Origin of the sequence: Paraburkholderia fungorum (genome assembly GCF_046027605.1) — a bacterium.
Lineage (GTDB): Bacteria > Pseudomonadota > Gammaproteobacteria > Burkholderiales > Burkholderiaceae > Paraburkholderia > Paraburkholderia fungorum_F.
This window is the reverse complement of the sequence record NZ_JAQQEF010000002.1, coordinates 450,762-467,137: the sequence shown is the minus strand read 5'-3', so window position 1 is coordinate 467,137 and position 16,376 is coordinate 450,762. Positions and strand designations below refer to the sequence as shown.

17 protein-coding genes are annotated in these 16,376 nt (G+C 63.5%); 11 read left to right on the top strand and 6 right to left on the bottom strand.

Features of this window, described 5'->3' with window-relative positions:
- The first annotated feature begins 293 nt into the window (after nt 1-293).
- A complete protein-coding gene (locus PQR53_RS05415) occupies nt 294-707 on the top strand; it encodes an ANTAR domain-containing response regulator (protein WP_408451551.1) in 414 nt (137 codons plus the stop codon).
- Nucleotides 708-901: 194 nt separating this feature from the next.
- Here PQR53_RS05415 and PQR53_RS05410 read toward each other — a convergent pair whose 3' ends face one another.
- Complete coding sequence (locus PQR53_RS05410; protein WP_408451550.1) at nt 902-1,204, bottom strand: putative quinol monooxygenase; 303 nt, start codon at nt 1,202-1,204, stop codon at nt 902-904.
- A gap of 403 nt (nt 1,205-1,607) precedes the next feature.
- Between PQR53_RS05410 and PQR53_RS05405 the strand changes: the two genes are divergently transcribed.
- Nucleotides 1,608-2,354, top strand: coding sequence for an amidase (locus PQR53_RS05405; protein ID WP_408451549.1), 747 nt, complete (start codon nt 1,608-1,610; stop codon nt 2,352-2,354).
- Between the two features lie 30 nt (nt 2,355-2,384).
- Here the strand turns inward: PQR53_RS05405 and PQR53_RS05400 are convergent, their stop codons facing one another.
- The 3 genes from PQR53_RS05400 to PQR53_RS05390 are packed head-to-tail and all read right to left on the bottom strand — an operon-like array spanning nt 2,385 to nt 6,537.
- Nucleotides 2,385-3,983, bottom strand: a complete 1,599-nt coding sequence (locus tag PQR53_RS05400; protein ID WP_408451548.1) for an efflux transporter outer membrane subunit — start codon at nt 3,981-3,983, stop codon at nt 2,385-2,387.
- The gene (locus tag PQR53_RS05395; RefSeq protein ID WP_408451547.1) at nt 3,980-5,053 is read right to left on the bottom strand and encodes an HlyD family secretion protein; all 1,074 of its coding nucleotides are present in this window, start codon (nt 5,051-5,053) and stop codon (nt 3,980-3,982) included. Before PQR53_RS05395 ends, PQR53_RS05400 begins: the two co-directional genes overlap by 4 nt.
- An 11-nt stretch (nt 5,054-5,064) precedes the next feature.
- Nucleotides 5,065-6,537: an MFS transporter gene (locus tag PQR53_RS05390; RefSeq protein ID WP_408451546.1), complete on the bottom strand. Its 1,473-nt coding sequence runs from the start codon at nt 6,535-6,537 to the stop codon at nt 5,065-5,067.
- Between the two features lie 423 nt (nt 6,538-6,960).
- Between PQR53_RS05390 and PQR53_RS05385 the strand changes: the two genes are divergently transcribed.
- Nucleotides 6,961-7,734: an AraC family transcriptional regulator gene (locus PQR53_RS05385; RefSeq protein WP_408451545.1), complete on the top strand. Its 774-nt coding sequence runs from the start codon at nt 6,961-6,963 to the stop codon at nt 7,732-7,734.
- Nucleotides 7,735-8,090: 356 nt separating this feature from the next.
- Nucleotides 8,091-8,378 (top strand): hypothetical protein, encoded by a 288-nt coding sequence (locus tag PQR53_RS05380; protein WP_408451544.1) that lies wholly within the window; start codon nt 8,091-8,093, stop codon nt 8,376-8,378.
- Here the strand turns inward: PQR53_RS05380 and PQR53_RS05375 are convergent.
- Complete coding sequence (locus PQR53_RS05375) at nt 8,375-8,557, bottom strand: hypothetical protein (RefSeq protein ID WP_408451543.1); 183 nt, start codon at nt 8,555-8,557, stop codon at nt 8,375-8,377. The two genes, PQR53_RS05380 and PQR53_RS05375, sit on opposite strands and share 4 nt — an antisense overlap.
- Before the next feature lie 355 nt (nt 8,558-8,912).
- On the opposite strand from PQR53_RS05375, the gene PQR53_RS05370 reads away from it, so the two are divergent.
- The 6 genes from PQR53_RS05370 to PQR53_RS05345 all read left to right on the top strand — a co-directional run bounded on the left by PQR53_RS05370 (nt 8,913) and on the right by PQR53_RS05345 (nt 14,444).
- A complete protein-coding gene (locus PQR53_RS05370) occupies nt 8,913-9,140 on the top strand; it encodes a hypothetical protein (protein WP_408451542.1) in 228 nt (75 codons plus the stop codon).
- Nucleotides 9,141-9,528: 388 nt separating this feature from the next.
- Nucleotides 9,529-10,188 (top strand): NADPH-dependent FMN reductase, encoded by a 660-nt coding sequence (locus tag PQR53_RS05365; protein ID WP_408451541.1) that lies wholly within the window; start codon nt 9,529-9,531, stop codon nt 10,186-10,188.
- Between the two features lie 362 nt (nt 10,189-10,550).
- The gene (locus tag PQR53_RS05360; protein WP_408451540.1) at nt 10,551-10,766 is read left to right on the top strand and encodes a DUF6566 family protein; all 216 of its coding nucleotides are present in this window, start codon (nt 10,551-10,553) and stop codon (nt 10,764-10,766) included.
- Between the two features lie 211 nt (nt 10,767-10,977).
- Nucleotides 10,978-12,432 (top strand): indoleacetamide hydrolase, encoded by a 1,455-nt coding sequence (iaaH, locus tag PQR53_RS05355; RefSeq protein WP_408451539.1) that lies wholly within the window; start codon nt 10,978-10,980, stop codon nt 12,430-12,432.
- 115 nt (nt 12,433-12,547) lie between these two features.
- The gene (locus PQR53_RS05350; RefSeq protein ID WP_408451538.1) at nt 12,548-13,324 is read left to right on the top strand and encodes a CDP-diacylglycerol diphosphatase; all 777 of its coding nucleotides are present in this window, start codon (nt 12,548-12,550) and stop codon (nt 13,322-13,324) included.
- 115 nt (nt 13,325-13,439) lie between these two features.
- Nucleotides 13,440-14,444, top strand: coding sequence for a fatty acid desaturase (locus PQR53_RS05345; RefSeq protein WP_408451537.1), 1,005 nt, complete (start codon nt 13,440-13,442; stop codon nt 14,442-14,444).
- A gap of 66 nt (nt 14,445-14,510) precedes the next feature.
- On the opposite strand, the gene PQR53_RS05340 is transcribed toward PQR53_RS05345, so the two are convergent.
- Nucleotides 14,511-15,383: a pirin family protein gene (locus PQR53_RS05340; RefSeq protein ID WP_408451536.1), complete on the bottom strand. Its 873-nt coding sequence runs from the start codon at nt 15,381-15,383 to the stop codon at nt 14,511-14,513.
- Nucleotides 15,384-15,485: 102 nt separating this feature from the next.
- Here PQR53_RS05340 and PQR53_RS05335 point away from each other — a divergent pair, with 102 nt between their 5' ends.
- Complete coding sequence (locus tag PQR53_RS05335; protein WP_408451535.1) at nt 15,486-16,370, top strand: LysR family transcriptional regulator; 885 nt, start codon at nt 15,486-15,488, stop codon at nt 16,368-16,370.
- Nucleotides 16,371-16,376: the final 6 nt, after the last annotated feature.

The following is a 16,376-nucleotide window of genomic DNA, read 5'->3' as shown; positions in this document are numbered from 1 at the left end:
ACAATGCAACTTTGGACATGCCGTCAGAGATGACGTTGACGTGCGCACGTTTACGATGACGATCGTGGAAGCACTGTCCAATTCGCTCTTCGCATTGTGTTGGCATGACTGATCAAGGCCCACACAAGCGCCTGAGACGTGCCGACGTAGGCGGTACGCTTCTCGGTCTGGCTCCGGCAGCCTTTGCATGCAATCAGGCGAAGCCATGAAGTGGGCTGCGGATACCTTAGCGATCTTGCGCGATTTGCACTCGCTGAAAGTGGTTGTGATTCATCCGCAGGATCAGGGTGGCGATGCGCCCCGAAACCCTCTCGGTCAATTTTCCGTGGCTCGGAACCAGCCTGTCGCCGCCCGTGATTTCGGTGGTGAGCTACGAGAATCCGATCACCGTCGAAGCGGTGCTGCGCCTGAACGCACTGGCGACGATACCGTCGCCGGTGCGCTCCTTCGGATTGCTGACCGCGCTTGCGGTGGCGTTGGCGCAATGTCAGGCATTGCGGAAGCGCGATCGATACATTGAGCGGCTCGAGAAGAAGCAAGCGAAGGTTCGAGTGATCCAGCAGGCCACGCAGCTTGTGATGGAAAAGCGTGGCGTGTCGGAAGAACATGCGTATCAATTGCTGCGCTCTAAGGCAATGCTCAAGCGCGAGCAGATCGAGGTAGTGGCGAGCGAGATCGTCAAGGCGCAGGAAACGCTAACTCTTTAGCCCACTCGAATACGCGCGTTCATTTTACGGGTGAACCAAGCGCGATGATTCAAACCCTGGCGCATCCAAATCGTTGAAACGAGAAAATGTCGTATCCGTCCGCTGTCGTCATCCGCATCCGCGCGCTTCTGCCTCAGCCATTGACGTAGCAGGCACATGGATGGCGGGTCGCGATCAGCGTCGCAACGGCACGCTCAATCGTCCAGTAGCGCTTCGAGCACCGTCACGTCGAGCGGATGCGCGAGCAGCGGTGCCAGTTCGCGAACCAGTTCCTTAAAGTGCCCGGTGCCCTCATGCTCGGTGAGCGCTGCGCGGCTTGCCCAGCGCTCGAAGAAGACGAAACGCTCGGCGCGATCGAGGTCGCGGTGCGGTGTATAAAGCAGGCAGCCCGTCTCGGCGCGACTCGGCGCTACACAACGCAACAGCGCCTGCTGGATCGCGTCGGCGGTGCCGGGTTTTCCTTGAACGACTGCGATTACACGGATTTCGGATGACATGCGGTGTTCTCCTTGGCAAAGCGCACGAGTTTAGCGCCATACTTCAAACCATGCTTGACCTGCCAGGCAATCAATCCGTCTGATCGGCAACGCGTATGCAGCGGAATCTCGCACGCGGGATGAACGCCGCCGGCGAGCGGGAGTTCCGCTCACGGGGGAGATCGCGAATCCTCGCGAGACATTGAGCATTTAGCGGTAGCGGCTCGTCAGGCGTTAGCGGCGCTCACGGTGCATTTTCATATAGCGTGCAAGAGCACAGTGCGCGTTTGCCTGCACGCGGTGCACGACATCGACGGCTTCGTTATCACGGAGCAGATGCACTGCGGCCATCTGCGCCAAGCCAGCACTTCGCGATCGAAGTGGTCAAGGCCGCGCTTGCGCGTATGACGCGCTCGAGCCGTCCGTGCATGCATTTTGTACCGCCTCGCCGGAGCTCGCGCTCGAGCAGGCCGAGGCAGTCGAGCGCATCGTGATGGCAGGGGGCGATCCTGGTCCGCTCGCTGGCGTGCCGTTCGGGATCGAGGACCTCATCTCCGCCGCGGGTATTCGCATGACGGGCGGCGCGCCCGCCTACGAGAACTTTATCGCGGACGAAGACGATGTCGCCGTCGAACGCATGAAGCAGGCTGGCGCGATCGTCATCGGCAAGACCAACGTACCCGAGTTCGGCTATAGCGGCGTCGGCCACAACCCAATTTTCGAAACTACCCGGAATCCCTGGAATCTGGCGATGCCCCCCGGAGGATCGAGCGCTGGTTCGGCCGCGGCGGTGGTATCGGGCATGTGTCCAATCACGCTCGGCAGCGACGGCGGCGGTTCGGTGCGCATCCCGGCCGCTCATAGCGGCATCTTCGGCATGAAGGCGTCAATGGGACGCGTGCCGCTCTATCCGGGCTGCCGCGACGAACTGTATCCGGGATTCTCGGGCTGGGAATCGCTCGAACACATTGGTCCGCTCACGCGCACCGTCGCAGACGCAGCGCTGATGCTGTCCGTCATCTCAGGCCCCGACGAGCGCGAGCGGTTATCCCTTCCCGCCGCCGACATGGGCGCTGGGTTCGATCGCGGCGGTCATCGTGCACATATGGGTACCGGAATACGGCGAAGCGCTGATCGGGCTGGTGGTAAGCGGCGCGACATACGCGGTTAGCGGCCAGGAGGCCCTTAGATAAATATCAATCTACGAACCGGATCCAATGGCTGCGGTATGCGCAGTTTTCAGTTGCACGGATTCGGCGCGCTCCACAGCCGGCGGCCCCTCCGGGAACGCCGACTCCCAGCCGCCGCCAAGGGCCTTGTAGAGGGAGACGAAATTGATTGAGGCGATTGCACGGCTCTGCGCCAGATCGCTTTCGGCGTTCAGCAGATCCCGCTGCACTGTGAGCACGTTGAGGAAATCGATCGCACCCTCGCGATAGCGCTGCTGCGCGACCGCGAGTGCGATCTGGTCCTGCTGCACCACCTCCTGCAGCCGGTCGCGACGGAGCTGCTCGGCATCGTAGGCCGACAGCGCGTCATCCACTTCATGCCAGGCCTGCAACACCGTACGCTGGAAGACGATCGCCGCTTCCTGTTGCTGAGCCTTGCGCAGCTCGAGCGTGCCCTTGAGTCTTCCGCCCTGGAAAATGGGCAGCGAGATCGAAGGACCGAGGACGAACTGATGTGACGCCCAGTCACCCAGGCTCGAAAGCTGGAGCGACTGGGAGCCGAGGCTGCCCGTGAGCGAGATCTGAGGATAGAAATCAGCCTGCGCGACGCCGATCTCCGCCGTCGCGGCGTGCAGTTGGGCTTCCGCCCGCCGGATATCTGGCCGCCGTCGTACAAGTTCCGACGGAAAGCCGATCGGCGCGCGGACCGGCAGGGACGGAATGTCGCGCGCGTCCGCCAACGTCTGTCCGAGCGCACCGGGTTCTTCGCCGAGCAGGAAGCTCAGTGCATTGACCAGCGCATCGCGGCGGGTCTGCAGCGGCGGCAGCCGCGCTTCAATCGACGCAACCTGCGCCGAGGCGTTGGCGACGTCCAGGTTGGTCGTGACGCCCTCGGTCAGCCGCAGGTGGGTCAGCTTGACCGTGTCGCGGGCAAGCGCGAGATTCTTGTTCGTGATGCCAAGCAGGGTCTGCGTGGCGCGCAACTCGATATAGTCGCGGGCAAGCTCGGCCTGGGCGGAAAGCAAAATAGCGCGGCGGTCCTCAACCGATGCCTGCATGGCCGCGTTGGCTGCTTCCACGCCGCGCCGTGCATGGCCCCACAGGTCCAACTCCCAGGACGCGTCGAAGCCGTACTGCCACAGGTTGTAGGGCGGTGATCCGCTCGTGCCCGGCAAGCTCGCGACACCGAATGCGGAGTCGCCACTCGCGGATTCGGGCTGTGCTTCGGCAGGATTGACGCCCAGTAACGAAACAATGCCATTCGGGCTCGCCTGCTCGCGGTTGTAGGACGCCGCACTGCCTATCATCGGATACTGCTCCGCCCCGGCGACGCGCAACCCGGCGCGGCTTTGCAGGAGCCGCGCCGAGGCGGCCTGCACGTCGAGATTGTCACTGGCGAGGCGCGACTCCAACGCGACCAGCTCGGGATCGCCCAACAAGGACCACCACTCGGGCGCGAGCGTTGCTTCTACCGGGCGGCTCGGCGCCTGGGCGTGGTTGGCGCGGGTGAAATCAGTCGGCGCCGCAACATTGGGCCGCTGGAAGTTCGGTCCGACCGTGCAGCCGGCAAGCATGGCACCCGACAGAAGGGCTAGCAGAGGAGCCCGAATGGAGAGAACGCGCGCCGTCACTTTTTCTCCGTCCCTTCGACCGGTGCTTCGCTGGTGGCGACATTGACAGTCGGCTCGACCGAAAGACCCACGCGCAGTCGCGCCGCCTCGGGTTGTCCTGGATCGATGATGATCTTGACCGGCAGGCGTTGGACGATCTTGGTGAAGTTGCCTGTGGCGTTGTCGGGCGCAATCGGCGCGAACGCGACGCCCGTCGCCGGCGCAAGGCTGTCGACATGGCCCTTCAGGACGAGGCCCGGAAAGCTGTCCACGATGATGCGCGCCGGCTGATGCTGGCGCATACGGGCAAGCTGATTCTCCTGAAAATTGGCAATGACATACGCCTGCGACAACGGCACCACCGCCAGCAATGGGGTGCCCGCGCCAACGAATGCGCCCACGCGGATCGAGCGCTGGCCGACCATACCGTCGATCGGCGCGCGGATTTCCGTATAGGAGAGGTTGAGCTTCGCCTGATCGAGCGCGGCCTGCGCGCGTGCCAACGCACCGAGCGCCTTGTCGCGCCCCGCCTGCAGGATCTCGAGCTGCTGCTGGGCAGCAAGCAGCGCGGCACGGTCGCGGTCCCGGCCGGCTTGCTGCTGGTCGAGCGCGGTCACCGCGTGCTGTTGCTCCTCCATAGTGCCGGCACCGCCCGCTGAGAGATCGCGGTAGCGCGTGGCGTTGGCACGCGCGAAGGCGATGGCGGCCTCGTCGGAGCGCAAGGTTGCTTGCGCCTGTGCGACGAGCGCGGGGTGTTGCGCAATCTGCGCTTCGAAATCACCCACAGCGGCCATCGCTACCTTCAGGTCCCCCTCAGCGCTCGCAAGCGCGGCGCGATAATCCCGGTCATCAATGCGGGCGAGAAGCTGGCCCGCCTTCACCACCTGATTGTCATCGACCAGCACTTCGGCAATCTGGCCGGCCACGCGTGGCGCGACGAGCGTGTAATCGGCGCTGACGTAGGCGTCGTTCGTTGTTTCGGCGTCGGGTTGGGAGACCAGCCTAGTGCCACCCCAGCCGCAACCTACCAATAGCAGGGCGAAGGCCCCCAGCAAGACCGTCTTTCGGGATGGTTGACTTGGTAATGACATGTTCGATGCGTTCAGCGGGAAGTTGTCTGCGTGGCTGCACGGGGCGGACGAACGCGCACAGGCACGATGGGAACGAGCAGCACAAGTGCGATCGCAATGGCCGCCATGACGAGATAGAGGTCGGCCGACGTGAGCACGACCGCCTGCGCGTGAATCCGCGCGGCCAGATCGCCAAACGTCCCCGTGCGGGCGGCGCCTTGCCCGGCGACCAACGGCTCGCCGCCCAGCCGGTCGACGAGCATCACGGAATGGTAGTGCTCGCGCGCGGTACCCAGCCCTTCCACCAGGGCAGTGCCCACCGCCGCGGCAAAGCCCTTCACCATGTTGAACATGGCCGAGGCGAATGGGCCCTCTGTTGGCGACAGGCCGGTCGTCACTTCCATCAGCAGCGGGATCACGGCCATCGGCTCGCCGACCGTCAGAAGCGCCTGGAGCAAGTAGAAGTTCTCGCGCACCCAGTCCGAGGTCATGAAGCTGCCGAGGACGCAAGAGGTCGCCATAAGGGTGAGACCAAGCCCCAGCACCCAGCGGCAATCGACGCGTTCGATGTTGAGGATCGCAGCCGTAACAGGTAACGCGATGAGTTGAGGCAGGGCAACCACCAGCGCCAGCGGCGCGGTCTGCAGCGGCCGATAGCCGCGCACCTCGGCGAGATAGTCGCTGGGGATGACGGCCACGCCCAGTAGAACCACCAGCACGCCGGCAAGCGTGACCAGCGAATGCGTGAAATTGCGTTGGGCCAACATTCGCAGCTTGAAGAAAGGCAGCGGGTGCGACCACTCGTTCAACAGGAACAAGCAGAACAGCAGGCCTCCTCCACCGAGCATTACGCAGATCAGCGGCGAGTTCAGCCAATCCAGCCGGTCGCCCTGGTACAGCCCGATCACCAGCATCGAGATGGCGGGAAAGCCGGTGAGCAAGCCAACCCAGTTGAACGAGCGGATACGTTCCAGCCTTAGCGAATCCTGTGGCAGGCCATAGGCAATGGCCGCGCTGCTGACGAGGCAAAGGGGCACCACCTGCCAGAACACCATGCGCCAATTGACGTAGTCGGTCCAGAAAGCGGCTAAGGGTGTCCCCAGGTTGGGTCCGAACGTAGCGGTGAGCGCATAGCCGGCGAGTCCATAGAGCTTGATGTTGGGCGGCAGGTAGCGCAGCGCTGCGGTCATCAGCATTGGCGGCAGGCAGCCCCCGGCCAGCCCCTGCAGCGCCCTCAGGACAGCGAGTGTCTCGACATTGGGAGCGAACGGGCAAAGCAGGCCCAGCAGCGCAAACGTCAGCGTTGCGCCGATAGTGAAACGCCGCAGTGAAAAGGTGATCGAGCACCAGGGCGCGAACGCCATGGCCGAGACGTTGGTGGCCTCAAAGAGAGCTGTCAGCCAGGTTCCCTCGTCGTGGCCAATTGAGAGTGCGCCGCGCACGTCCGTCATCGCCACTTCGGTGACATGCTCGTTCAGCCCGGCCGCGAGCGAAGTGAGCAGCATGCCCAGCAGTCCGATCGCAATCCGAAGCCCGAAAGCGGCTGGTGCGAGCGGAGCAGGCGCCACAGGCGCCCGCGGGGTCGGCGCGGGTGCCAAAACTTCGACGGGCGTCATATTGAGGGGGCAGCAAACGCGAACGAAGCCGTGGCCGCCACGCCTTGGCCGGCCGCGTCGGTGAGGCCGAGCGCTGCCATGGGCCCGACGCCGCCACAGAAAGGCTTAAACTGGGACCAGATGGTAGCGAACAAATGTCGACGCGAACTCGGCACGGCTTATACTCGGGGTGTGTAGTGGATTACCCTTACTTTAGCAACTCCAACCTCGGCCATCTCGTTCAAAAATGCCAATGTTCGTCGCAATACGGACAACCCTCTCATCATTTTTTACTCAGTAATCTGACTTCGGAATAGCTACATTCGTCGCACTATGGACAGTTTTCGAACCATCGAGGATTGCCACCGCTCGCCCCGCGCGATTGCGGCCTTGGCAAGCGATTATCCGCATGGCTATTACATCGCTCCGCACCGCCACCTACGTGCGCAGCTGATTCATGCGCTGACCGGCGTGATGACGGTCATGAGCGAACACGGGAGTTGGATCGTGCCGGCGGGCCGCGCCGTGTGGATGCCGGCCGGGTCCGACCATGCGGTGCGTTTCTTCGGCGACGTCGGCATGCGCACGGTCTATGTGGCCCCTGACGCCCGCCCGAGCCTGCCGGCCGGCTGTGAGGTCGTTGAAGTATCGCCGTTTCTGCGCGAAGCAATCGTCGCCGCGACGCGCGTACCGCTGGACTACGAGTTTGGCGGTAGGGATCACCGCGTCATGGAGCTGATTCTCGACGAGCTCGCGACAGCGCCACGGCTGCAGTTGCATGTGCCTATGCCCCGAGACCCGCGGCTCATGCTTCTGTGCGAGCAGCTGGTCGCAAGCCCTTCCGCACCGGTGACACTCGCAGATCTTGCCGTCGGGATCAACGTCAGCGAGCGAACGCTCGCCCGCCTGTTCCATCGCGAACTCGGAATGAGCTTCGGGCAGTGGCTGCGCCGCATGCGCCTGTTGCTAAGCCTGCCACGTCTCGCGGCGGGCGTGTCGGTGTTGCAGGTCGCGCTGGAGCATGGCTATGACAGTCCCAGCGCCTACTCCGCGATGTTCCGGCGGACGCTCGGCATCGCGCCAACCGCCTACCTGAACGCGCAATAGCTGACCATTGAATGCGAATTGCGCAGAGGACCGTAGCCGACCGATTCCAGTTCGCCGAGTTCTTGCATCAGTTGGGCATCTTGCGAGTTGGCGATCGGCGACTCGCGGTCGACGATTTTTCAAGCACCTCTCCGCGCAGTGCGTCGAACCGCCTAACGTGGATCAGTCTGCAACAGGTGATTGCGTTCGCTCAGGCCACCCGAAGAGCCGTCCAGGCTGATCGCCGGATGCCCCCCGCGTCAACGATAGCCGTTATTTCGATAGCATAGGGAGGCCGACATGCCCGTGCAGTGGGGAAACTCGGTATAGTTCGAAAGCGCGGGCATTTCGGTTGCCCCATTCTGAAGGATGTCCATATGATTCCAATCGGTGTAGCAGCCACAGTACTCAGCGGCGTGAGCAGCGCCATCGGTTCCGGGCTGTCGAAGCTGACAGGCCAAAGCTCCACGAGTGAATCGAGCCAGCCGGGTTTTGCAGCACATCTGAAGGCGGCAACGTCACAGAGCAGTCTTGGCAAAACCGTGCAACACCATCACGCGCATGGCGCAGTAAGCGCATTGGCAGATTGGTCGCCATCGTCATCGCAATCCACTACCGGTTCCGGTACGACAGCGGTCGGCTCGGTTATCAATATCAGCGCCTAAATTACCACCGCATAGGAGTCGACCAGCCGTGCCTGGCCGAATTGTGCCCGGCCAGTGGTCGAATCGATCGTCATGTAATGCGAGGGATTGCTTTCGCGATCCGGTATTCCGTCATCGATTGGCGGCTCGCTATAGGAGCCTGGTGGGCTGTAGTCGCCGAACTGGAGCGAACGGCTCAAGGCGGCCCGGAGCCAGCGTGCTGGCGCTGTGCGACCCGGTGGTCAGCGGCACCGCGCCGGACACCGTGTCGACACTGGTGTGGCGCGTCGCGGCGCCATCTGGTCACTGTACCCCTACGCAGGCGTGCGTCTGGGGAACGGGTGTGGTCTGACGCGGACGGGCCGCCCAGGCTCGAGGTCGACCCGCGGGATCGGTGCACGCTGCACGTGCTGGGGCAAAGGCAGCAAGCGCCGCTCGATTCCGCTGCCGTCCGTCTGCATGCCGGCGCTGCGCGCCTACCGTCTTGCACGGACCCTGCCGGAACGAACGTCGCCCTTTGAACGGGTGTCTCTCATTCATACTGAGAAGCGCGTCATGGCGGGTCACAACGGACTGTACGACGAGGTCAAGGCCGTACTGCTGGCCGCTGAAGCGCCGGTGGCGTCGGGCGACCTGACGACGCTCACGATGCTGCGTGCAGCCTCCACTCACTGGTTACGGCATGGCTATGCGCGCGCGCTGGTAGTCGATCACGCAGTACCGCTGCCGGTTGCGCAGGCGTTGCTCGGTCACGCGTCCGTGCAAACGACCGCCGAGCGCTGACGCGACCGAAAGAGCCGACAAAGTCCAGACGAAAAAAAGGCCTCGCCACTGGCGTAGCGAGGCCGAGTCCCATGTCAAGGAGATGTCATGGAGGAGACGGCTCAATCATAGCGGTGCGTCATCGCGCCCCCAAACAATGGTTCGCCATATGCTTATCCGGCGCGGCTTCAACTGCATTGCACCGTGCCGCGTATCGGCTTCGAAACCTTCGTCAGATAGCGCGTTCGGCCGCCAATCACCCCGCGCGGTTATATCGTTAGAACAAAAAGTCGCTTCGCCGGGGTTGCGGCGGTCATTAAGATGACACTTCAAAGTCCGGTTCGTCCCGGTGCGTCTGCGCGCAGCCCCGCGCCAGCGTCCCGTGAGCCGCTACCGAAGGAGCCTTTCGTTGACCAGTTTCGATCATCACCGCCGCCCGCTCGTCATCGGCATCGGCGGCACGACACGCGCGGCGTCGTCGACCGAGCGCGCGCTCGGCTTTGCGTTGCGCGGCGCGCAAGCCGCGGGCGCGGATACCCGCCTGTTCGGCGGCACCTTCCTGCATAGCCTGCCTCACTACGCGCCGGAAAACCCGCAACGTACCGACGAACAACTCGAACTGATCGAAGCCGTGCGCCACGCGGATGCGCTGATCATCGCGACGCCCGGCTATCACGGCGGCGTCTCGGGCCTCGTCAAGAACGCGCTCGACACGCTCGAGGAACTGCGCGCCGACGAGCGGCCGTATCTGGATGGCCGGGCGGTCGGTTGTATCGTCACCGCTTATGGCTGGCAGGCTGCCGGCTCGGTGCTGACGTCCCTGCGCTCGATCGTCCACGCGCTGCGCGGCTGGCCTACGCCGTTCGGCGCCGGGATCAATACGCTGGAAACGCGTTTCGACACCGTCGACACCTGTTCCGACGCCAAGGTAGTCGATCAGCTCGCCACGGTCGGCCAGCAGGCCGCCCAATTCGCCCTCGCGTTCAACGCGCATCGCACGCCGAGCGCCGCGCCGCTCGCCCCCGCAGTCAGGGAAGCGCAGCCTGCCCGCCTGCTGCACGCCGTTTAAGTGCGAACCGCATGACATCGTGGACCGCGGCTTGCGGTCCACGAACGCTCCACGACCTTTCTTACCGGCCGTTTTCCTCGACGCGGCCGCGCCGCCCCGCTCCAAACCGTGCGCCACATAACAGACCATCCGGCAACAAGGCCGGATAGTGTTGTTACATCCAGCGACTATGCTCCGATCCGGCCTCCTGAAGACCGTTCCCGAAGCTCGCTGATTTGCTTACGACGAAAGATTGGTTCACCCGCTGCGCGGCGCGGCTTACGCTTGAACTGCCCGCTCACCACCGGTTGCCTGACGCACAGGGTTGCGTTCCGCGTGCCGGCTTCCTGGCAACACACGCGGGCACACTAACCGCCACGACCATGAATTCAAATATCCGCTACAAGGGTTACGAAGTCGCACCGGCTGCGCAACAGTTGCCCAACGGCCTGTTCGCCGCCAACCTGACCATCGAGAAAAGCCCTGCAAGCCCGGGCCAGGCCTACTCGTTCGACGCGCTCGATTACTTCTTCGACGAAGAGCACGCCCTTGCCTATGCGTTCCGCTGGGGACGCATGTGGATCGACAACCGGCAGTAACGAGACGACAGGGCCGCCGCCCGGGAGCGCCCGAAGCACCTTGGTGGCGCTCACACTGGTCCACCGTGCCGAACCAAACCCACCCGCCCAGTTGCGCCGCGAAGCGGCGACGGGCCCCTCTGCAAACGCAGGCCATCTTTCCTCACCCGGCGTCGATTGTTAAGCGGCTGTGCCAGAATAGGCGACACTTCAGTTCAAGGAGACGCCGGCGATGACATGGACCGTCGATGAACAGTTGGCGCTAACCGCCACGGAGGCGGTCGCCGCGATCCAGTCGGGGCGTCTCAAGGCCGCCGACTATATGGCCACGCTGCTGGCGCGCGCCGCTGCACTCTCGAGCCTCAATGCGCTCACCACGCTCGATCTCGACGGCGCGCTCGCGGCCGCGCAGCGCCTCGATGCGCTGCCACCCGAAGCGAAAGCACGCCTGCCGCTCGCCGGTTTGCCCATAGTCGTAAAGGACAACATCAATACGGCCGGCTTGCAGACCTCGGCCGGCACGCCCGCGCTCGAGGGCTTCGTGCCGAAGACAAACGCGCCCTCGGTACAACGGCTGCTCGATGCCGGCGCGATCGTGCTCGGCAAAGCCAACATGCACGAGCTGGCGTTCGGCATCACCAGCACGAACCTGGCCGTGCACGCCGGGCCGGTGCGCAATCCGTACGACCCCTCGCTGATCCCCGGCGGCTCGTCGGGGGGCACCGCCGTGGCGATCGCCGCGCGCATCGTGCCCGCGGGTCTCGGCACCGACACCGGCGGCTCCACTCGCATCCCCGCCGCGTTGACGGGCACCGTCGGGTTTCGTCCGTCGGTCGGCAACGGCGGCGCCGAGCGGCGCTATCACGACCCGAATGCGGTCGTGCCGATCAGCCATACACGCGACACGGTGGGCCCGATGGCGCGCACGGTCGCCGATATTGCCTTGCTCGACGGCGTGATCACCGGCGCGGGACCGCTGCCCGCAATCACCCTGAGCGGCTTGCGTATCGGCTTGCCCGCGCCGCTCTGGGAAGGACTCGAAAGGCAGGTGGAAGACGTCGCGCGTGCCGCGTTGCGCCGCCTTGAAACAGTGGGCGTCACCTTCGTGCCCGTCGCGATGAGCGAGCTGGAAACCTTGAACGTCCAGGTGAGCGGTCCGCTCGCGATCCATGAGGCGCGCGATGACGTGCTCGCCTGGCTCGTCGCCAACGATGCGCCCGTCAGGACCGTCGCCGAACTGGCGGCCCGCATCGCCAGCCCGGACGTGCGCGCGATCTACGACGGCGTGCTGGCCGACGTGCTCGGCGCCCATTATGACGCAGCGCTGAAGCAATGGCGGCCGCGCTTGCAGCAGTACGTCGCGGCGACTTTCGCCGATGAGCGGCTCGACGCGCTGCTGTTCCCGACCACACGTCTCGTCGCGGTGCCGATCGACGACGTGAACGGCTCGTCGACGGTGTCGATCGATGGTGCCGCGTCGCTCGATACGATGGACGCGTTCCTGCGGAATACGGACCCGGCCAGTACGTCAGGCATTCCGGGTTTGTCGCTGGCGGCGGGGATGAGCGCCAGCGGCTTGCCGGTCGGCCTGGAACTGGATGGGCCGCTCGGCGACGACCGGCGGCTGCTGGCAATCGGCGTCGCAGTCGAACAATTGCTCGGTATGCCGCCAGCGCCTGTGCTTTGACGGCTTTAAAGATGCCTTTGAATCAGCCAACGAATCTGCCGCTGAATTTGCCACTGCATTTTTCATTGAAAATGCCGTTGCAATCTCCAATAAAAAAGCCCCCATCCGCCTGCCGATGACCCTGCGAAAACTTATCCGCCAACGTCTATCCATTCCGCTCACTGCCGCAGCCCTGGCGCTCGCCCTCACCGCCACTGCCTGCGCGCGCCTTGCCGCCGTCGATCCAAACGCGCTCTGGAAAATCGTCGATCTGCGCTGCGTGCCGTCGCAACAGACCACCGGTACACCGGGCCAATGCACGAGCGTCGATCTCGACAAACGCTACGTGATCCTGAAGGATATTGTCGGCCGCTCACAGCATCTGCTGATTCCGACCGACCGCGTCACCGGCATAGAAAGCCCATTCATATTGGCGCCGAATGCGCAGGACTACTGGGACGATGCATGGGCGTCGCGGCTTTATGTCGAGAAGTCCGTCAAGCGGTCGTTGCCCGACAATCAACTCGGCCTCGAAATCAATTCGCAATACCGCCGCTCGCAAAATCAGTTGCATATCCATATCGATTGCATGCACGGCAACGTGAGCGACGCGCTCGCGCGTCACGCGAAGGACGCGCCCGGCGAGTGGCGTTGGGATACGCTCGACGACCAGCGCTACCGGATCATGCGCGTCACGTCGATCACTCAGGCGAACAATCCGTTTCGGATCGTCGCGCGTGACAATAGCGGTTCCGCGGCAATGGCGATGCAAACCATCCTCGTGACGGGCGCGGGGCCATCGGCGCAGAAGGATGGCTGGCTCATTGTGAATAGCGGACTCGATACGGACAACGGCAGCGGCACGGCGGAAGGTTTGCTCGATCACGCGTGCCGGGTAGCGGACGGCGGTTGATATGTCCCCCCGTTCTATGCAGGTTTTTGCAGATGCATTGCCGAACAAAATGGTTCTAGTCGCGTGAATTGGTCCGTAGGATCGGTCTAAACCTGCATTCCGACCGATCCAGCCGATGGCGATTTACCTCGACGACCCGCAACGCAAAGCACTCGCCCGACAGGCTGCAAGCTGGACATGGCGCACGCAATGGCCGACGTGGCTGCTGATCGTCGCGATCTATAGCGGATGGTTCGGCGTGGCGATGCATGCGCGCACGCTCGGCCTGCCGCTCACTACCGCGCTGCTGGCGTTGCTGGGCACGTGGTACATGTCCCTGCAACATGAATTGCTGCACGGTCACCCGACCCGCTCACCGCTCTTCAACGCCCTGCTCGGGTTCATGCCGCTCGCGGTGTGGTTTCCCTATGGCGTGTACCGCGATTCACATCTGCAGCATCACGACGATCCGCATCTGACATGTCCAGAGCGAGATCCGGAAAGCTATTTCGTCAGCCAGCATGTGTGGCAACGTGCGGGTTTCGCGATTCGCGCGCTGCTGACCCTCCGCAATACGTTCGTCGGCCGCCTGCTGGTGGGGCCGGCTTTTGCCATTGCCGCAACGGGCGCCGACGCGCTCGACAAGATCAAACGCGGCGATTGGCACGACGTGCCGAGATGGCTCGCGCATCTCGCCGCGCTAGCCACGCTGACGGTGTGGCTTCAACGCGTCTGTGGAATTCCTGCGTGGGCGTTTATCGTTGGTGCGGGTTATGGCTCGTTGTCGCTGGGTTCGATCCGCTCGTTTCAGGAACATCGGGCGGCACAGGCTCACGAGCATCGCACCGTCATCAACGAGGCGGCCTGGTTCTGGCGCTTGCTGTTCCTGAACAACAACTACCATCTGGTTCATCACGACTTGCCGCATGTGCCGTGGTTTGCGCTTCGGGCAGTCTATGAAACGTCCCGCCAGCAATACATAGAACGCTCGGGAGGTTTTCTGGTGAAGGGTTACAGCGAATGGTTGAGACTTTATGCGTTCGCCCCGGTCGCGCTGCCAGTGCACGGCGATCCCTCTGGTTTCATCCAGAGGGATCCGCGTGCGGCTAGCGGGCCAGTCCTCCCGCAGCCCGATCGGTGAATCCACCCGCGCGCTGATTGTGTTCGCATACGCGAGGCCGCGCGATGACATCGCGCGTCAATCATTTCAAGCGGCGGCGGTACGACGTTGCGCGGCCAGATCGCGACCGACGCGACGGATCTCGGCCTCGCCCTGCGCGAGCGCGTCTTTGTTCGTATGCACCGAGTAGTAGCCAAGCACCAGTGGATAGGGATGCTTGATAGCGGAGCCGATCACAAACGACGTCGCGCCCTCGGCTTGCACCTCAATGGGCGCCCCGTCGGATTCCTCGAACACGGCGAGTTGCCCGGCCTCGATCGGCCCGGACGCGTTCAGGCGGCCCTTGTCGATTGCCAGCCACGCGACGTTGTGTCCGGCAGGCGGCACGTATCGCCACGTCTGCCCAGCGCTCAGTTCAACATGGAAATAGTTGATGCCTTCAGGCGCGCGGATATCGCTCGCCGCCGATCCGTAGCGGCCGAGGATCACGCGAACCGGCCCATCCCGCTGGACCTGGTCCGGCGAGATGTACTGGCTTTCCGGCGGCGAATTTTCCTGCGAGGGCGGCAGGGCTACCCAGAGCTGGAAGAGGCGTACGGTTTCGCCTGGTAGCACGTTTCCATCGTGCCAGACCCCGTTGCCGGCCTTCATCCATTCGAGGCCGCCGGCGGGAAGTTCGCCATGCTTGCCGGTCGTGTCCGCATAGGAAATTCCACCACTCAGCACGGTTGTGAGTGTTGCGATGCCCGAGTGCGGATGGAACCCGAACATCGGCTTACCGGTCGGCACGACCACGGCATGATCGAGGAACACAAAAGGCTTGATCTTCTCCCCAATATCGGACGGACTGGCCAGACGAGTAATGCCGCCGTGCGCACTGCCCCGGGTGAGAAAAGCGATCCGGCGCGGCGCCGGCATTGTTTCCGGAGTCGGGGTGAGTACGGGTGTGTCGATGTTCATGGCTCTACCTCAAAAAAAGCGCGATACACGTAAGATAAGAGCTTGCAGTCCATCTTAAAAGCCTATATTTTTAGATTCCAGGTATCGTTTGGAGCGATGGATATGCTTGACGGTGTAACGCTGGACCAGCTTCGGACCTTCATCGCGGCGGTCGATGAAGGCAGCTTCTCGGCAGCCGGACGCAAGCTCCGGCGCGCGCAATCAGTGGTCAGCCAGACCTTGGCAAATCTCGAGGCACAACTCGAGGTGAAGCTGTTCGATCGCACCGCCCGCTACCCGCAACTCACCGACGCAGGCAAGAGCCTGCTGCTTGACGCCCGCTCCGTGGCCGACACGATTGATGGCTTCAAGGCGCGCGCGCGCGCGATGCGAGAGGGTCTGGAGCCCGAGCTCTCCGTCGCGATGGATGTGATGTACCCAATGGATAGCTTGACGAGCGCGGCGGCCCAATCACAAAAGGATTATCCGCACACGCCGCTGCGGCTCTATGTCGAGGCGCTGGGTGGTGTGATGAAGCTGGTGCTCGATCGGATCTGCAACATAGGCGTGATTGGCACGCTGCCGATCGTTACGGACGAACTCCAGGTCGAACCCTTGCGCGAGCTCGAACTGGTGAGCGTCGTCAGCCCCGCTTATCCGCTTGCAAATTATCGAGGCGTCATTCCGGCGGCCGCAATCAGGAAGCATGTGCAACTTGTCCTCAGCGACCGAACCGCATTGTCCCAGGGAAGCGAATTCGGCGTGCTGGCACCTCAGACGTGGAGGCTCGCGGATCTAGGCGCCAAGCATGCCTTTCTGAAGGCGGGCCTGGGCTGGGGGCATATGCCGCTGCACATGGTCAAGGCGGATCTGGAAAGTGGCGCCTTGGTAAAGATCCGCCTCGAAGGCCTGCCGCGCGATGTCATGATGCCGATGAAGGTTGTTTATCGAAAGGACGCGCCACCTGGGCCGGCTGCCCGCGCCTTCATCGCACAGCTGGGGAAGTAGGCTCAA